This window comes from Pasteurella dagmatis (genome assembly GCF_900186835.1).
Classification (GTDB): Bacteria; Pseudomonadota; Gammaproteobacteria; order Enterobacterales; family Pasteurellaceae; genus Pasteurella; species Pasteurella dagmatis.
On the sequence record NZ_LT906448.1, the window covers coordinates 576,452 to 593,007 of the forward strand.

The 16,556-nt window shown below is 38.7% G+C and carries 15 protein-coding genes; 5 read left to right on the forward strand and 10 right to left on the reverse strand.

What is annotated here, in order from left to right:
• Positions 1 to 53: 53 nt before the first annotated feature.
• Entirely contained in the window at positions 54 to 992 is a 939-nt protein-coding gene (locus tag CKV78_RS02740) for a Kdo(2)-lipid IV(A) acyltransferase (RefSeq protein WP_005761937.1), read from the reverse strand.
• 218 nt (positions 993 to 1,210) lie between these two features.
• Between CKV78_RS02740 and hldE the strand changes: the two genes are divergently transcribed.
• On the forward strand, positions 1,211 to 2,641 hold the full coding sequence (hldE, locus tag CKV78_RS02745) for a bifunctional D-glycero-beta-D-manno-heptose-7-phosphate kinase/D-glycero-beta-D-manno-heptose 1-phosphate adenylyltransferase HldE (protein ID WP_005761939.1): 1,431 nt from the start codon (positions 1,211 to 1,213) through the stop codon (positions 2,639 to 2,641).
• Positions 2,642 to 3,059: 418 nt separating this feature from the next.
• Here the strand turns inward: hldE and CKV78_RS02750 are convergent, their stop codons facing one another.
• From CKV78_RS02750 to CKV78_RS02760, 3 genes are read right to left on the reverse strand one after another with little or no spacing between them, the layout of a single operon-like run.
• A complete protein-coding gene (locus CKV78_RS02750) occupies positions 3,060 to 3,437 on the reverse strand; it encodes a SufE family protein (protein ID WP_005761940.1) in 378 nt (125 codons plus the stop codon).
• Between the two features lie 3 nt (positions 3,438 to 3,440).
• Positions 3,441 to 4,643 carry a cysteine desulfurase gene (locus CKV78_RS02755; RefSeq protein WP_005761941.1) on the reverse strand — a complete coding sequence of 401 codons (1,203 nt, stop codon included), beginning with the start codon at positions 4,641 to 4,643 and terminating at the stop codon, positions 3,441 to 3,443.
• A complete protein-coding gene (locus tag CKV78_RS02760) occupies positions 4,643 to 5,128 on the reverse strand; it encodes a thermonuclease family protein (RefSeq protein WP_005761942.1) in 486 nt (161 codons plus the stop codon). The genes CKV78_RS02755 and CKV78_RS02760 overlap by 1 nt, the downstream gene beginning before the upstream one ends.
• A gap of 126 nt (positions 5,129 to 5,254) precedes the next feature.
• On the opposite strand from CKV78_RS02760, the gene CKV78_RS02765 reads away from it, so the two are divergent.
• Genes CKV78_RS02765 through CKV78_RS02780 form a run of 4 tightly spaced genes read left to right on the forward strand, consistent with a single transcriptional unit; the run spans position 5,255 to position 9,693 of the window.
• Positions 5,255 to 5,662 carry a CidA/LrgA family protein gene (locus CKV78_RS02765; RefSeq protein WP_032855106.1) on the forward strand — a complete coding sequence of 136 codons (408 nt, stop codon included), beginning with the start codon at positions 5,255 to 5,257 and terminating at the stop codon, positions 5,660 to 5,662.
• A gap of 2 nt (positions 5,663 to 5,664) precedes the next feature.
• Complete coding sequence (locus tag CKV78_RS02770; protein WP_005761944.1) at positions 5,665 to 6,363, forward strand: CidB/LrgB family autolysis modulator; 699 nt, start codon at positions 5,665 to 5,667, stop codon at positions 6,361 to 6,363.
• Between the two features lies 1 nt (position 6,364).
• Positions 6,365 to 7,714, forward strand: coding sequence for an anti-phage deoxyguanosine triphosphatase (locus tag CKV78_RS02775; RefSeq protein ID WP_005761945.1), 1,350 nt, complete (start codon positions 6,365 to 6,367; stop codon positions 7,712 to 7,714).
• Positions 7,715 to 7,740: 26 nt separating this feature from the next.
• On the forward strand, positions 7,741 to 9,693 hold the full coding sequence (locus CKV78_RS02780) for an ABC transporter ATP-binding protein (RefSeq protein WP_005761946.1): 1,953 nt from the start codon (positions 7,741 to 7,743) through the stop codon (positions 9,691 to 9,693).
• 149 nt (positions 9,694 to 9,842) lie between these two features.
• Here CKV78_RS02780 and CKV78_RS02785 read toward each other — a convergent pair whose 3' ends face one another.
• Genes CKV78_RS02785 through rsxC form a run of 6 tightly spaced genes read right to left on the reverse strand, consistent with a single transcriptional unit; the run spans position 9,843 to position 16,555 of the window.
• Positions 9,843 to 11,207, reverse strand: coding sequence for a sodium-dependent transporter (locus CKV78_RS02785; RefSeq protein ID WP_032855107.1), 1,365 nt, complete (start codon positions 11,205 to 11,207; stop codon positions 9,843 to 9,845).
• 22 nt (positions 11,208 to 11,229) lie between these two features.
• Positions 11,230 to 11,862, reverse strand: a complete 633-nt coding sequence (gene nth, locus CKV78_RS02790) for an endonuclease III (RefSeq protein WP_005761949.1) — start codon at positions 11,860 to 11,862, stop codon at positions 11,230 to 11,232.
• Positions 11,862 to 12,587 carry an electron transport complex subunit E gene (locus tag CKV78_RS02795; protein WP_005761950.1) on the reverse strand — a complete coding sequence of 242 codons (726 nt, stop codon included), beginning with the start codon at positions 12,585 to 12,587 and terminating at the stop codon, positions 11,862 to 11,864. Before CKV78_RS02795 ends, nth begins: the two co-directional genes overlap by 1 nt.
• On the reverse strand, positions 12,584 to 13,198 hold the full coding sequence (rsxG, locus tag CKV78_RS02800) for an electron transport complex subunit RsxG (protein ID WP_005761951.1): 615 nt from the start codon (positions 13,196 to 13,198) through the stop codon (positions 12,584 to 12,586). The genes CKV78_RS02795 and rsxG overlap by 4 nt, the downstream gene beginning before the upstream one ends.
• 1 nt (position 13,199) lies before the next feature.
• The gene (gene rsxD / locus CKV78_RS02805; RefSeq protein WP_005761952.1) at positions 13,200 to 14,276 is read right to left on the reverse strand and encodes an electron transport complex subunit RsxD; all 1,077 of its coding nucleotides are present in this window, start codon (positions 14,274 to 14,276) and stop codon (positions 13,200 to 13,202) included.
• A gap of 17 nt (positions 14,277 to 14,293) precedes the next feature.
• A complete protein-coding gene (gene rsxC, locus CKV78_RS02810; RefSeq protein ID WP_005761953.1) occupies positions 14,294 to 16,555 on the reverse strand; it encodes an electron transport complex subunit RsxC in 2,262 nt (753 codons plus the stop codon).
• Position 16,556: the final 1 nt, after the last annotated feature.

A 16,556-nucleotide genomic window follows, 5' to 3' on the forward strand; every position in this document is an offset into this window, starting at 1 on the left:
TCTGCTTTTTTCATTCCTATTTTTTATCTCACTTTTATATTTTTTACTTGAAACTATTCATCATATAAGCTTGGTTGATCTTCATCAGGTCGTGTTTTGAAGCGACGATGTAGCCACATATATTGTTCAACACCTTGCATAATTTCGGTTTCAACCACTTTATTCATGCGAATTGCGATATTGGTTTCATCGGTAATATCTGAAAAATCCACTGGTGGTGAAATTTTTACTGTATAACCAGAGCCGTCAGCATTGCGTAATGGGGCAAAGGGAATAACTTTACTCGACGGTGATGATTTTAATAAAAAATAACTTCCTGTAGTTGTAGCCGCATCTGGTACCGCAAAAAATGGTACAAACACCGCATTTTTACGACCATAATCGTGATCAGGCGCATACCAGATAATCTCACCTTGCCGTAATGCCCGGATCATCCCACGTAGATCCTTACGATCAAGCATATCTTTATTAGAACGTAAGCGCCCTTGTACCTGTAGCCAATCCATTATAGGGTTGTCATTTGGACGATAAACGCCAATACCCGGTTGATGTAAGCCAACAATACGGGCACCAAGTTCTAGCGTTAAGAAATGAACGCCTACAAGAATAATTCCGTCTTTCTTGTATTGTTGGAGATATTCTAACCCTTCAATTTTTGACCATTTTCTCATTCGTTTATCAGACCAAAACCACGCCATACCCGTTTCTATTATTGCCATACCGGTTGCTTTTAGGTTTGCTTGTAATAAATCTTCAATTTGTTGCTCTGAATAATGAGGAAAACAGAGTTCTAAGTTTCGTTTAGCAATCTTGGAACGACGTTTACCTACACTTAACTTAGTGAGTATCCAACCAAGCCCATGACCTATTTTAAGCAATATAGGGTAGGGTAAACAAAGGATTAGACGCCACAAACCGATGCCTAACCAAAACCCCCAATATTTTGGTTTTAAGAATGCTTTTTGAAATGTTGGTAATTTATAATTTGCCATAAAATCGTTTTGTATTTTGAGTGATTAGACGAGCACAATAAAAATATGTTGAATACGAATGTTGCAGATTATCGCATAAATAGGGCGTGAATATTACTAATTATCTAATAATAAGAAAAGCAATCTTGTAAAAAGTCTGGTTATTTCATTGAATTTGAGGGGAAATAGCATTTTTCCTATGTTAAAATTAGCAAAATTTTTACAAAGAGAGAAATCAAATGTTTCAATATTCAGCAGAATTTCAAAAAGCAAAAGTATTAGTATTGGGTGATGTGATGCTTGATCGCTATTGGTTTGGGGCAACCAATCGTATTTCACCAGAAGCGCCAGTGCCGGTAGTTCGTGTTCAAGATAATGAAGAACGTGCAGGTGGTGCAGCAAACGTAGCAATGAATATTGCCTCATTGAATGTTCCAGTGAAGTTATTGGGTTTAACAGGACAAGATGAAGCAGGTTCAGCATTAGCTGGCTTGCTTGCAAAAAATCGTATCGATTGTGATTTCGTTCAATTACACACTCATCCCACTATCACTAAGCTCCGTATTTTATCTCGCCATCAACAATTATTACGTTTAGATTTCGAAGAAGATTTCCAAAATGTCACAAGCGACGCTTTATTAGAAAAATTAGAAAGTGCGGTGAAAAATTACGGTGCTTTAGTGCTTTCAGATTACGGCAAAGGCACATTGAATCAAGTACAAGCAATGATTCAAGTGGCGCGTAAAGCGAATATTCCTGTATTAATCGATCCAAAAGGTACGGATTTTGAGCGTTATCGTGGTGCGACATTATTAACCCCAAATATGTCAGAATTTGAGGCTGTTGTCGGTAAATGTAATTCTGAAGAAGAAATTATCGAAAAAGGTTTAAAATTGATCGAAGATATTGATTTAAGCGCTTTATTAGTGACACGCTCTGAAAAAGGAATGACTTTATTGCGCCCGAATCAACCTGCATTCCATTTAGCTACTGAAGCAAAAGAAGTCTTTGATGTGACAGGTGCCGGTGATACGGTTATCAGTGTATTAGCAACGGCACTAGCTGATGGTCGCACCTTCGAAGAAGCTTGCTATTTAGCTAATGTTGCAGCGGGTGTTGTAGTAGGTAAACTAGGTACTTCAACTGTTTCTACTGTAGAATTAGAAAACGCCATTCACGGTCGCTCAAATACAGGGTTCGGCATTATGAGTGAAGAAGAATTAAAAGTTGTAGTATCTCAAGCAAAAGCACGTGGTGAGAAAATTGTGATGACAAATGGTTGCTTTGATATTCTTCATCCTGGTCATGTTTCTTATTTAGAAAATGCACGTAAACTCGGTGATCGTCTGATTGTAGCTGTTAATAGTGATGCATCTGTAAAACGTTTGAAAGGCGAAACACGCCCAATTAATAACCTACAAGCGCGTATGGCAGTTTTAGCTGGGCTTTCTTCAGTGGATTGGTTAGTAGAATTTACTGAAGATACACCACAACGCTTAATTGGTGAAATTTTACCAGATTTACTAGTAAAAGGCGGTGATTATAAACCTGAAGATATTGCTGGCAGTAAAGAAGTTTGGGCAAATGGTGGTGATGTTCGTGTGTTGAATTTTGAAAATGGTTGTTCAACCAGTAATGTAATTAGTAAAATTCAGCAATTAAAAGATTAAGATTTTTTTGATCGTATATTCATTTAAGGGCAGACATAAACGTTTGCCCTTTTTGTATTTGGAACTCGATAATAAAATTGTATTGGAAAGGTGCTAACGGCTTTAGTTGCCATATTGGGTCAGCCAATCATATTTTTATGGCTGATATATATCGGCTTTCGCCCGATGGGCGACCTACTTTTTCTTTTCTTGTGCAAAAGAAAACGTAGGCAAAAAGAAAGCACACCCTGATTTTTCTTTTTCCTACGCTTATTGCTAATTTTTGGCACCCACTTTCCAAACTCACTTGGCGTGCCAAGCTCAAATAAAGAAAGTGTTGCTCAAAAGTTGACGCAACCGCTACGGCGAAAAATAAGGAGGAAAAGGGAGCATTAGTCTGGTTTTGTTTAGAGTGAAACTTTTTCAAAAAACACCGCACTTATTTTAAGCGATGCAATAAATTCTCAATCTGTTTTAAACCATTTAAGCGAGTCGAGCTTAAACGCTGTGCGATGCCTAATTCAGAAAAATAAGCAGTTAAATCAAAGGATTTCAGTTGTTCTGCGGTTTTGCCATTAATTTTTTGCAATAAGATCCACAATAATCCGTTGATAATTCGAGCTTCGCTGAAGGCATCAAAATCAAAAGTGCGGTCATTTTTTTCATTAATTTTAAACCACACTTTGGCTTCACAGCCTGTAATAAGTTGCATTTGAGCGAGAGTTTGTTCATCAGGTTGAGTGAGATTTTTACCTAACTGAATAATCAAACGGTAACGTTCTTCCCAACTTTTTGCATTAAGAAATTGTTGTTTCATTGTCTAATCTAATAAATTTAACGCATTGTCGAGTGCATTAAAAAATGCATCAACATCTGATTGTTGATTGTAAGGTGCAAAGGATAAACGTAGGGTATTGGTTTGGCCTAAACGGGCTAAATAAGGCTGCGCACAATGTTCTCCCGAACGTAATGCAATATTTTGTTCTGCCAGCAAAGTAGCGATATCTGAAGTTGCAATGCATGAGAAAATAAAACTCACAACTGTACTTGGCTGTGGCGATTCAAACAGTTGGCAATTTTTGTAATTTTTTAACCGCACTTTGCATTGTTCCGCTAACGCGATAGCGTGTTGTTCTGCAAGATCAAAATCCCATTTTTCTAACCATTCCAATACCGCATTAAAACCAATCACGCTAGCAATATTCGGTGTGCCAGCTTCAAGACGATAAGGCAAATCGGCAAAGGTGATCTGCGATTTTGATACCCGATCAACCATTTTGCCACCGTAATTAGACGGACTGAGTTGTTCAAGTGCGGTCAATTTTCCACTTAAAACGCCGAGACCATTTGGTCCATATAATTTGTGCGCTGAAAAGGCGAGGAAATCGGCATCTAAAGCCTGTAAATCAATGCGTAGATGGCTAATCGCTTGGGCTGAGTCCACTAATACTAATGCATTTGAGTATTGGCGGATCAATTGGATCAATCTTGCAACAGGCTGTTCTGTACCAGTCACATTTGACACAAAATTTAACGCAACAAGAGCCGTTTTTTCATTGAGTGTGCGGATTAAAGTTTGTTCATCAATCAGCCATTGATCATTAATTGGCAAAATATGAATTTTTGCACCGCACTTTTGGGCAATTTCATTCCAAGTGACAAAGTTAGCGTGGTGATCTGCTTCGCTAATAATAATTTCAGAATTGGCTGTGATATGTGCGTGTGCTAATCCATTTGCAACCATATTAATGGCTTGGGTGGTGCCTGACGTCCAAATCACCGCTTGAGTAGATTCTGCATTGATCCAATTTTTTACACGTTCACGAGCCTGTTCAAAAAGTGCGGTCTGTTTTTCATCATATTGGCTACGATGAACAGAGCCTGCTGATTGATAAAAATCTACCGTAGCCTCAATTAGGGCGTGTGGTTTTAATGCAGTTGCAGCGCTATCTAAATAAACGGCAGTATCTTTTTGTTTAAAGTAAGGAAAATCAGCGCGAAATGCGTTTGGATCAAATGCCATTAGTTGTTTCTCTTTTGTTTACGCCATTCTTCAGGCGGAATAGGATGGCGATCTTGCCAAAGTCCTATTTTTCCTTGTTGCGCTTGTTTTTGCTCACGTAAATAAGCAGGATCTTGGCTATATTTTTCATATGCCCAAGCCATACCTAATTTTACCATTGTTAAGTTAATATTTTTACCTTGTTGATCATAAACAGTAGCTATCGTACGTTGATAACGATCGTGACCATTAATAACCAATTTTACATGACTTTTATGCACGAGCTGACCTAATGCCATTCGTGATTTCGTACCAAAAGGTTGTGCTTTTTCAGGGGCATCAATTTCGGCTAAGCGGACTTGTAATTGTTTATTATTCTGCAATAAGCAAGTGAATGTATCGCCATCAGTAATACTTACTACTCTACAATATAAAGTACGATCGGCTTGTGCGCAGAATGTTAGAAATAAGCAACATATTGCAATAACTGTTGATTTATTAAACATATTAAATTTTATCTCATTGGAAATGGGGTTATTTTACCGAAAAACTAACAAAATTGAAAAAATGGGAGTAAAATATTCACTCATTTTTATCTAAATGACGATTTCTTGTCAAAAGTGGGAGTAAAAATGGCTCGGAAAATAGTTGATATCATCCGTTCTTTATTTATTTTATATGCAATGTTGTGGATTGGCGGGCAAATTGCACATTTTATACCTATCGGAATTCCTGCCAGTATTTGGGGTTTATTACTTTTATTCTTATGCTTAACTTTCCGAATTATTAAATTAAATTGGGTGCTTGCCTCCTCAAATTTATTAATTCGTTATATGGCGTTACTTTTTGTCCCTGTGAGTGTTGGGATTGTCAAATATGCAGATCTTTTATTTGAGCAAATGAAAGTCTTGCTATTGCCCAATATTATCAGCACTTTTCTAACTCTTATCGTGATTGGTTTTCTGTCCGATTATATATTCTCTTTAAAATCATTTGCTTATTTACGGAAAAAAGCAATAAAAAGACAAGCAAGGAAGTAACAATGGGTCATTATCTTATTTATCTTTATTCATTTTTAACTATTGCAGTTTTTGCTTTTGCACTTGAAATTAATAAACGTTGGAAATCAATTTTCTTTAATTCTTTTGTATTGACTGTATTAGTTGTTGCCGCTGTGTTACTGGGTTTTCATATTCCTTATGAAACCTATATGGAAGGTAACACACCGTTAAATGAATTATTAGGAGTGAGTATTGTTGCATTAGCTGTGCCTTTGTATGAGCAATTACGTCAAATCAGCCAACGCTGGAAAGGCATTTTATTTATTACCATTTCAGCCTCTTTGTTGTCGATGTTTTCAGGTGCGGTTTTAGCATTATTACTAGGCGCTAATCCACAAATTGTGGCAACTGTATTACCAAAATCTGTCACCACACCAATTGCAATGGCAATTTCTGAAAGTTTAGGTGGTATTCCTTCTGTTGCTGCTGTTGGTGTATTAATTGCAGGGTTACAAGGCTCTGTGTTGGGTTTGTTGGTATTACGAAAATTAAAAATTAAACACGCAGAAGCATTAGGATTAGCAATCGGTTCTATTTCTCATGCACTGGGAACAGTAAGTTGTATGGAAATGGATCAAAAAGCTGGTAGTTATAGTTCCATCGCCTTGGTATTATGTGGCATTATTACATCTATTCTTGCACCAGTGATGTTTAAGTTAATCTATTTAGTGACCACATAATATGAAAAATTTGATAAATCCACTTTGGCAATCACGTTTTCTTGCTGATAAACCGCGAGAAAAAGATCATCGCCCGCCATTTCGTCGAGATCGTGGGCGAATTTTACACTCAGCTGCTTTTCGTTGTTTACAAGCAAAAACACAAATTCACGCAGTTGGCGAAAATGATTTTTATCGCACACGTTTAACCCATTCTTTAGAGGTTGCACAAATTGGCAGTAGTCTTGTGGCACAAATGGGATTTATCGAAGCTTTTTCCTCATTAAGCGCTCAGCAAAATGAACGAGCTGAGTTACAAAAACAGCTGAAACCTTTGCTACCAAGTAATGATCTTATTGAAAGTTTATGTTTTGCACACGATATTGGGCATCCGCCATTTGGCCACGGTGGTGAAGTCGCACTGAATTACATGATGCGTTCTAATGGTGGGTTCGAGGGCAATGCACAAACCTTCCGTTTACTGACAAAATTAGAGCCTTATACGCAAAATGCGGGAATGAATCTAACTCGTAGAACTCTGCTTGGGATCGTCAAATATCCAGCAATTTTAGATCAATCCTCTGCTCAATATTCAGAACTACCACACTCGCAAAATGCAGACCCTCGTTATGTTAAAATTACCGACTGGCGACCAGGAAAAGGCATTTTTCGAGATGATCTCAAAATGTTCGAATGGTTGTTAGCTCCATTGAGTGAGCAAGATCGTGATTTGTTTGGACAATTTCAAAAAGAGCGGTCAAATCCAGCCGAGATTTTAAAAACACGTTTTAAATCATTGGATTGTAGCTTAATGGAGCTGGCGGATGACATTGCATACGGCGTACACGATTTAGAAGATGCGATTGTGGTTGGTGTGGTGAATCTACATCAATGGCAAGAGGCGCTGGTGGAATTGAAAAATTGCCCTTCTGAGTGGATTCAACAACATATTGACAGTTTGACTGAAAAATTGTTTTCAGACCAACATTATTTACGTAAAAATGCGATTGGTGCATTAGTCAATTATTTCATCACCAGTGTACGTTGGAAGCTCACTGCTGAGTTTGATGACCCATTATTACGTTATAATGCAGAGTTACCAGATGAAGTGGTGGCTGTCTTAAACATTTTCAAAAAATTTGTTTGGAAATACGTGATTAGAAATGTGGAAACACAACGCATTGAATACAAAGGACAGCGTATTTTAACGGAAATGTTCCAAATCTTTGAGTCTGATCCAGATCGTTTGCTGCCACGTAATACTGCAATGCGTTGGAAAAATGCAGCAGAAAATGGCAAAAAACGTGTTATTTGTGATTATATTGCCGGTATGTCCGATGCGTATGCATTAAGAGTTTATCAGCAGTTATAAAAAGAATTATTTAAAAAAGAGGCATTATGGCATTAATATCCTTAACCAATGGATACCTTTCTTTTAGTGATCACCCTTTGTTAGATCACACCGATTTACATATTGAAGCAGGTGAGCGTGTGTGTTTAGTTGGTCGCAATGGTGCGGGCAAATCCACGCTAATGAAGATTTTATCGGGCGAAGTCATCATGGACGACGGTCGCTTGCAGTTTGAAAAAGATATTGTTGTTTCTCGTTTAGAACAAGACCCGCCTCGTCACGCGGAAGGCAACGTGTTTGATTATGTTGCCGAAGGGATTGAACATCTTGCGGAATTATTGAAAGACTATCACCGCATTTCATTGCAATTAGAGAAAGAATATAGCGAAAATGCCCTCAATCAATTAGCCCAAGTCCAAGCAAAATTAGATCACGCAAATGGCTGGCGTTTTGAAAGCAAGATCAAAGAAGTTCTAGCCAAATTAGCCCTTAATCCTGACACGTTATTATCTGAATTATCAGGTGGTTGGTTGCGTAAAGCTGCATTAGCACGTGCTTTAGTTTGTCAACCTGACGTGTTATTACTAGACGAGCCAACAAACCATTTAGACGTTGATGCAATCGAATGGCTTGAAGAATTTTTATTAGGCTTTGAAGGCAGTATCGTATTTATTTCTCACGATCGTTCGTTTATTCGCAAAATGGCAACCCGAATTGTAGACTTAGATCGTGGTCAGCTGGTATCTTATCCGGGCAATTACGATCTGTATCTCACCACAAAAGAAGAAAACTTACGTGTTGAAGCCTTACAAAACGAACTCTTTGATAAAAAATTGGCGCAAGAAGAAGTGTGGATTCGTCAAGGGATTAAAGCACGTAGGACTCGTAATGAAGGGCGTGTCCGTGCGTTAAAAGCCTTACGTGAGGAACGCCGTCAGCGTCGTGAAGTGTTAGGCACAGCAAAATTACAAATCGATAACTCAAGCCGTTCTGGCAAGATCGTGTTTGAAATGGATAACGTTAGCTATGAAGTTGCAGGCAAAAAACTTCTGCAAAACTTCAGCACGACTATTTTACGGGGCGATAAAATTGCGCTTGTTGGCCCAAATGGTTGTGGTAAAACAACTTTCATTAAATTATTGCTGGGTGAAATCAAACCAACATCAGGCACGGTGCGTTGTGGTACTAAATTAGATATCGCTTATTTCGATCAATATCGTGCTGATCTTGATCCTGAAAAAACGGTGATGGATAACGTCGCTGATGGCAAGCAAGATATTGAAGTAAACGGTATCAAACGCCACGTATTAGGCTATTTGCAAGACTTCTTATTCCCACCAAAACGAGCAATGGTGCCAGTTAAGGCATTATCGGGTGGTGAGCGCAACCGCTTATTACTTGCGAAATTGTTACTTAAACCAAATAACTTATTAATTCTGGATGAGCCAACCAACGATCTTGATGTTGAAACCTTAGAATTATTAGAAGAAATTTTGGCGGATTATCAAGGTACGTTATTAATCGTCAGCCACGATCGTCAATTTATTGATAATACGGCAACAGAATGTTTTATGTTTGAAGGCGATGGCGTGCTGAATGAATATGTGGGCGGTTTCCACGATGCAAAACAACAGCAAGCGAACTATTTTGCGCATAAAGCCGAGCAAGAAGCCTTAAAACAGAAGAAAGCAGCACAAGCAGAGCCTGCGAAAAGTGCGGTAGATTCTGAACAAGTTTCGCACACAGGTAAGAATCAACAGCGTTCAGTAAAACTTTCCTATAAAGAACAAAGAGAGTTGGAACAATTGCCACAACTTTTGGAAGAATTGGAAGAAAAAGTGACCGCACTTCAGACTGAAATTGGCAGTGCCGAGTTTTTTCAACAAGCCCACGATTATACTTCTGCAAAATTGCAGGCATTAGCCGATGCTGAACAAGCGCTTGAAGAAGCATTTTTACGCTGGGAAGAGCTCGAAGAAAAGAAAAACACAAGTAAATAGTGAGAGAAATGGGGTAAGTGGATTTACCCCATTTTTATAGGTAATCAAAGTGCGGTTGATTTTGAAAAAGTTTTGAAGTGTTTTGATACTTAATGAAAAATTGAGATGTGTGGTAAGCATAAAGAAAGTGGGCTAGACCCACCTTCTTTTTAGATTAAGTTACTGATGAAAATCACTAAAATAATGAACGGTACAACGAATTTCACATAGTTAAACCAAATTTTTGTGAAGGTTGAATTTGGATTTGGTGAAAGTTCGCGTTTTGCATCGTCCTTGAGTACGAAACCAACGAAGATTGCACAACCTAATGCCGTTAACATAAAGAGAATGTTACCGCTGACATAATCGAAGGCATCAAAAATGCTTTTACCGAAAATAGTCACATCTTTGAAAATATTGTCGCCTAAAATCGATGGGATATTACCTAAAACAAAGATTCCACCAAGTGTGAGAATAATTGCTTTGCTACGACGCATTCTAAGTTTTTCTTGTAGTGCGGTAATAATTACTTCATAAATGGTTAATGAGGTTGTTAGCGCTGCGATCAACAATAAGCTAAAGAAGATGATTGCAAAAACTTTACCTAACCACAAATGCGAGAATACGATTGGTAAACTTTGGAATACCAGTGTTGGCCCTGAATTTGGTGCGATCCCAAAAGTGAATAATGATGGGAAAATCATAAAGCCTGCTAATACAGCAATAATGGTATTTGTAAAGCCGGTGATAACGGCTGTTTGGATAAGATTTTCTTCTTTGTTTAAGTAGCTTGATAACGTAATCAATACGCCGAAACCTAAACTTAAAGCGAAGAATACTTGACCTAAGACGAAGATAAATAATTGTGGCGTGATTTTAGAAAAATCAGGTTTGAGATAGAATGTAATCCCTTCCATTGCGCCGGGTAATGTCACGTTACGAATCACCATACCAATGAGGAAAACGAATAATAATGGCATTAAATATTTCACTGAGCGTTCAATACCGCCAATAATGCCTTTCGCTAAAATAAAGTAGTTTACAGCAACGAAAAGTAGGGTATAGAGTGAAATTTCGAGTGGGCTGTTGCCAATATGTAAATCGTAGAATTCTTTTGCGACTTCTTTTGTGATTGGAGCTGAAATATCCAATGTGCCAGTCACTAGGTTGATAATGTAAGTGATTACCCAGCCACCGAGTACCATATAATAAGCCATAATCCCGAAAGCACCGAGTAAGCCCATATAGCCGATGATTTTCCAGTATTTAGAATGACCTTGTCCCAATTTATCGTCAAATGCATCGATTGAGTTTACACGTAAACGGCGTCCAATCACATTTTCCACTAGGATCATGGGAATACCGATCAAAATCATAGCTAAACAAAATAAAAATACGTAAGCACCACCACCGTTTTCACCCACTAAGTAAGGAAAACGCCAAGTTGCGCCAAAGCCAACAGTTGCACCAGCTACTGTCATAATATAAGTCAAACGGCTTGACCAAGTTTGTCTTTCTTGTTTTTTTGTTGTCATAAATTTACATCCAAATTTAAAATTATTCTGTTTTTTCCTTAAACTCGCATAAATCTTCGATAATACAAGATCCACAGCGTGGTTTACGAGCAATACAAGTGTAACGCCCGTGCAAAATCAACCAATGATGCACATCGACTTTAAATTCATCTGGCACAACTTTGAGTAATTTTTCCTCCACTTTCACCACATCTTTACCCGGTGCAAATCCAGTACGGTTTGAAACGCGAAAAATATGTGTATCAACGGCAATAGTTGGCTGTCCAAAAGCAGTATTTAAGACGACATTGGCAGTTTTACGTCCAACGCCAGCCAAGGCTTCAAGTGCGGCGCGATCTTGTGGAATTTCGCCATTATGTTTTTCAATTAAATCACGGCACGTTTTAATAATATTTTCAGCTTTACTATTAAATAAACCGATAGTTTTAATATATTCTTTTAAGCCATCTACACCTAAGGCTAAGATTGCTTCAGGCGTGTTTGCCACAGGAAAGAGTTTGTCTGTGGCTTTGTTGACGCCTTTATCTGTAGCTTGTGCAGATAAAATTACGGCAATTAATAGCTCAAAAGGTGAGCTATAATTTAATTCAGTCGTAGGGTGAGGATTTTCATCACGTAGGCGTGTCAAAATCTCAATACGTTTTTGCTTATTCATTATTTTTTACGTTGATCAATAAAATTTTTCATTGCTAGCAGTAATGCTAAACCGATAAATGCGCCTGGAGGTAAAATCGCAAGCAAGAAATGGCTGTCTAAATGGAACAGCTCAATACGTAAACCTTTTGCCCAGTCTCCGAGTAAATGTTCAATACCATCAAATAACGTGCCGTTGCCTAAGATTTCACGAACTGCCCCTAATGCGACAAGGCTTAAGCACATACCTAATCCCATCGCAAATCCATCAAAAATGGAATGAGACAGTGGATTTTTTGAGGCGAATGCTTCGGCACGTCCAATTACAATACAGTTAGTCACAATCAATGGAATGAAGATCCCTAGAGATTGATACAACGAATAAGTGTAGGCATTCATCAAAAGTTGTACGATGGTTACTGTTGTTGCAATGATCATCACATAAATCGGAATACGAATTTCCGTTGGAATATGACGACGAAATAGCGACACTACGGTATTGCTACAAATTAATACCAACATTGTGGCAAGTCCCAACCCTAATGCGTTAGTTACTGAATTGGAAACTGCTAATAATGGGCAAAGCCCTAATAATTGCACAAGTGCGGCGTTATTTTTCCACAAACCTTGCTGTAAAAGCTCTTTCCAAATTGCATTGCTAGGTTTTGCGGTTACGACCGATGAGTTATCAAGAAGAACAGTGGTCTCATCTGAAAGTGCGGTGGTTTTTTCTACTGTTTCGCTCATTCTGCTTTCTCTTTATTGATTTCATCTAACATGGCTAAAGTCGCAGTTTTTACTTGATTAACAATTGCACGTGGCGTAATTGTTGCCCCTGAAAATTGGTCGAATTTTCCACCGTCTTTTTTCACCGCCCATTCAGATAAATTATCTGGGGTAATCTGTTGATTATTGAAACTTAAAATCCAGTTAGAAAAACGGGTTTCAATTTTATCGCCAAGTCCCGGTGTTTCGTGATGCTCTAACACACGTACACCTAAAATTTCACCCTCTGGTGTCATTCCAACAAGTAGGCGAATATTGCCCGAATAGCCGTCTGGTGCAATAGTTTCAATTGCGTAGGCCGTTTTTTTGCCCGTTTGAGTGGCAATACAAATTTCCTGAATACGGTTGTCTTTTAATATGCTGCTCTCAGGTTCGTAACAATACTCAATGAGCGCATTATCAAAATAAGTTTGCGGCACAACTTGCAAAAGCAAATCTTGTTTCTGTTTATTAATTTCCGATTCAATTGTATCTTTAGTTAGAAAGTAAATGCTTGTAGATAATACTGCACAAATAAAAGCAACTGATGCTAAAAGCAAACCATAACGAATAGATATTTTTACTGTTTTCATTTTATGCTCTTTTTCTTTGATGACCAGCTACTCTTGGTCGAGTATAGTGATCAATTAACGGCACGCAGATATTGCCTAATAACACTGCAAATGCAACACCGTCAGGATAGCTACCGTAGAAACGAATAATGTATACAAGGAATCCCACTAAACCACCAAAGACAAGTTTTCCTTTTGGCGTAATTGAGGCTGTGACAGGATCGGTTGCAATAAAAAATGCACCAAACATCATTGCACCGCTGAATAAGTGCGGTAATGTCTGATAATGTTGCATTGGTGCAATAAGTTCTGTCAGACCTGCAAATACAGTAAAGCTGACTAACATTGCGACTGGAATTTGCCAATGAATAATGCGTTTCCAAATTAAAAATAGCCCGCCACATAAAAAAGCTAAATTCACTTGCCACCAACCAATTGCGACATTTTCACTAAAGATTGGAGAGCTTAATAAAGTGCGGTATTTTATTTCAGCATTTTCTACTGAGGAATTTCCTAAAACGACTTTTGCACTATCGAGTGGTGTCGCTTGTGTAATGGCATCTACGGATTGTGTTAATTGATGTAGGCTAAAACCATCGGTGCTAAATCCAGTAAAAATCAAATGGTAAGCATCTGCAAATGTTGGAGGCTCATTTAATAAAGTGAGCGGAGGCAACCACGTTGTCATTTGCAGTGGAAATGAAATCAGTAAGACTACATAACCAATCATTGCTGGGTTAAATAGATTTTGCCCAAGCCCGCCATAAACGTGTTTACCTAAAATGACTGCACTAAACACCCCAATTAAAATTATCCAATAGGGTGCATAAGGTGGAATTGCTACAGCAAGAATAAACGCCGTTAGCACAACACTAAAATCTGAAATATAAAACAGGGCTGGTTTTTTACGTAATAAAGTGACAATCCATTCCAAAATCAGTGCAAAGCTAATAGCAAGTGCAGATTGAATCAATACACCGTAGCCAAAATAATAGAGTTGAACACACATTGCAGGTAGCATTGCTGTAATGACCCACAACATAATGCGCATTGTGAGCTTTCCTGAATGGGTGTGTGGGGAACTTACCATTTTAAACATATTGCTATTTTTATCCTTTATTCATTATTTTTTGCTTGTTGAGCGGCCACTTTTTTAGCCTTAGCTCGTGCAATTGCTGCTGCAACGGCAGCCTTACGAGGATCGTTTTCTTCCACTGTATGAGCTATTGGAATTTCTAAATTTTCCACCGCACTTTTATTCGGATTTTCACTCACTCCTGAAATAACTTCACTAGCAAGTTGCGCTTTCTTCGCTTTCGCACGAGCGATAGCAGCAGCAATTGCAGCCTTGCGAGGATCATTTGCTTCTGTTGCTTGATCGTCTGAAATTGGAGAATTTTCTACCGCACTTTGTGTTGCTGATTTGTCTATGGCGTGTTCATCTGTTGTGCCAGCTTGCTGTGCTTTCTTCGCTTTTGCACGGGCGATAGCCGCTGCAATCGCCGCTTTGCGCGGATCGTTTTCTTCTGTTGGTTGGGCAGTTGAAACTTCTGTATTTTCTACCGCACTTTGTGTTGCTGATTTGTCTATGACAGGTTCATCTGTTGTGCCAGCTTGCTGTGCTTTTTTCGCTTTAGCACGGGCAAGCGCAGCAGCCACTGCGGCTTTTTTAGGATCTATATTGTTTTGCGCTTCGTTATTTTCAGCCAGTTTTGCTGTTTCACCTGCTTCTTGTTGACGTGCTAAACGGCGTGCTTTACGTTGTGCCATAATATCGCTGTTGTCAGGTAATATTTCGCCTTTCTCGCCGATAATCGTTTTGACTGGAGTGAGTGATGCTTCAGTTTCTGTTTTCTTTGCTTTTAAGCGTTCTAATGCAGCTTGTACAGGATCAACGCCGTCTTGTGTTTTCATTTCTTCACGACGAGCTACCATTGCTTTTTGTGCACGTGCCTTACGCTCTTGTTCTTCTTTTTCTAAACGTGCTTGGCGTGCTTCAAAACGTTGTTTGGCTTCTTCAGCTTGTTTTGCTTTTTCTTTGATATCCCAAATTTTCGCTTTTTCTTGGCGGAAATATTGGATTAATGGAATATGGCTTGGACAGACATAGGCACATAAACCACACTCAATACAATCGTGTAAGGCATACTCTTCGGATTTTTCGTGATCTTCACTGCGAGCAAACCAATATAATTGCTGCGGCATCAAATTGACAGGGCAGGCATCAGAACAAGCTGAACATCGAATACAAGATTGTTCTGGTGCCGGTGGTGCGTATTCAAAATGATCTGGTGCAAGTAAACAGTTAGTAATTTTTGTAACAGGAGCTTGTAAATCGGGCAAAATAAAACCCATTAGCGGCCCACCCATAAAAACAGGGAAGCGAGAATCATATTGGTAGCCATATTGCTGCAAAAGTTGATAAATTGGTGTACCAATTCGCACCCATTGATTGCCTTTATTAGCCACTTTATCACCTGTTAGCGTGACTACACGTTCAATCAAGGGTTCATCATTCATTACTGCGCGTTTAATCGCAAATGCAGTTCCCACGTTTTGCATAAGTACGCCAATACTGGAAGAACGTTGCCCACTTGGCACTTCCATACCTGTTAAAATATGGATGAGTTGTTTTGCTGCACCAGATGGATATTTGGTTGGAATAACGCGAATTTCAATATCATTTGCGCCCTGTAAGGCTTTTTGTAGAGCTTCAACTGCTTCTGGTTTGTTGTCCTCAACTGCGATAACCACTTTTTCAGGGCGTAAAATATAACGAAGAATGCGTATGCCTTCGATAATATCTTCTGGGTAATCGCGCATTAAACGGTCATCACAAGTGATATAAGGCTCACATTCTGCACCATTGATAATTAATAATTTGACTTGTTTATCAGCAGAATGAATTTTCGCTGCCGTAGGGAAGGCCGCACCACCAAGCCCTGCAACACCTGCTTTATAAATTTTATCGACAAGTTGTTCTGGCGTTTGGGTTAAGAAATCATCAATAGGGTTGCGTTCTATCCATTGCTCTGTCCCATCGGATTCGAGATGAATACAAAGTTCGGGTAATCCAGAAGGGTGTGCAGCCACATAAGGGGCAATATTTATAATATAGCCTGAAGTTGGTGCGTGAACAGGTAATATACGCAAACCATCACCTTGCGTGAGGGGTTGTCCTTTTAATACATAGTCGCCGATATTAACTAGAATATCGCCAGCTTTTCCAGCGTGTTGTTTAACGGGAATATAGTATTTTTCAACTAATTTTGCATGACGGATAGGTACGTGGTTTGATTGAGATTTGCGTTCAGGTGGATGAATTCCCCCTTTGAAATCCCATAATTTACCTAAATTAAATTGCGTTAATACATCCATC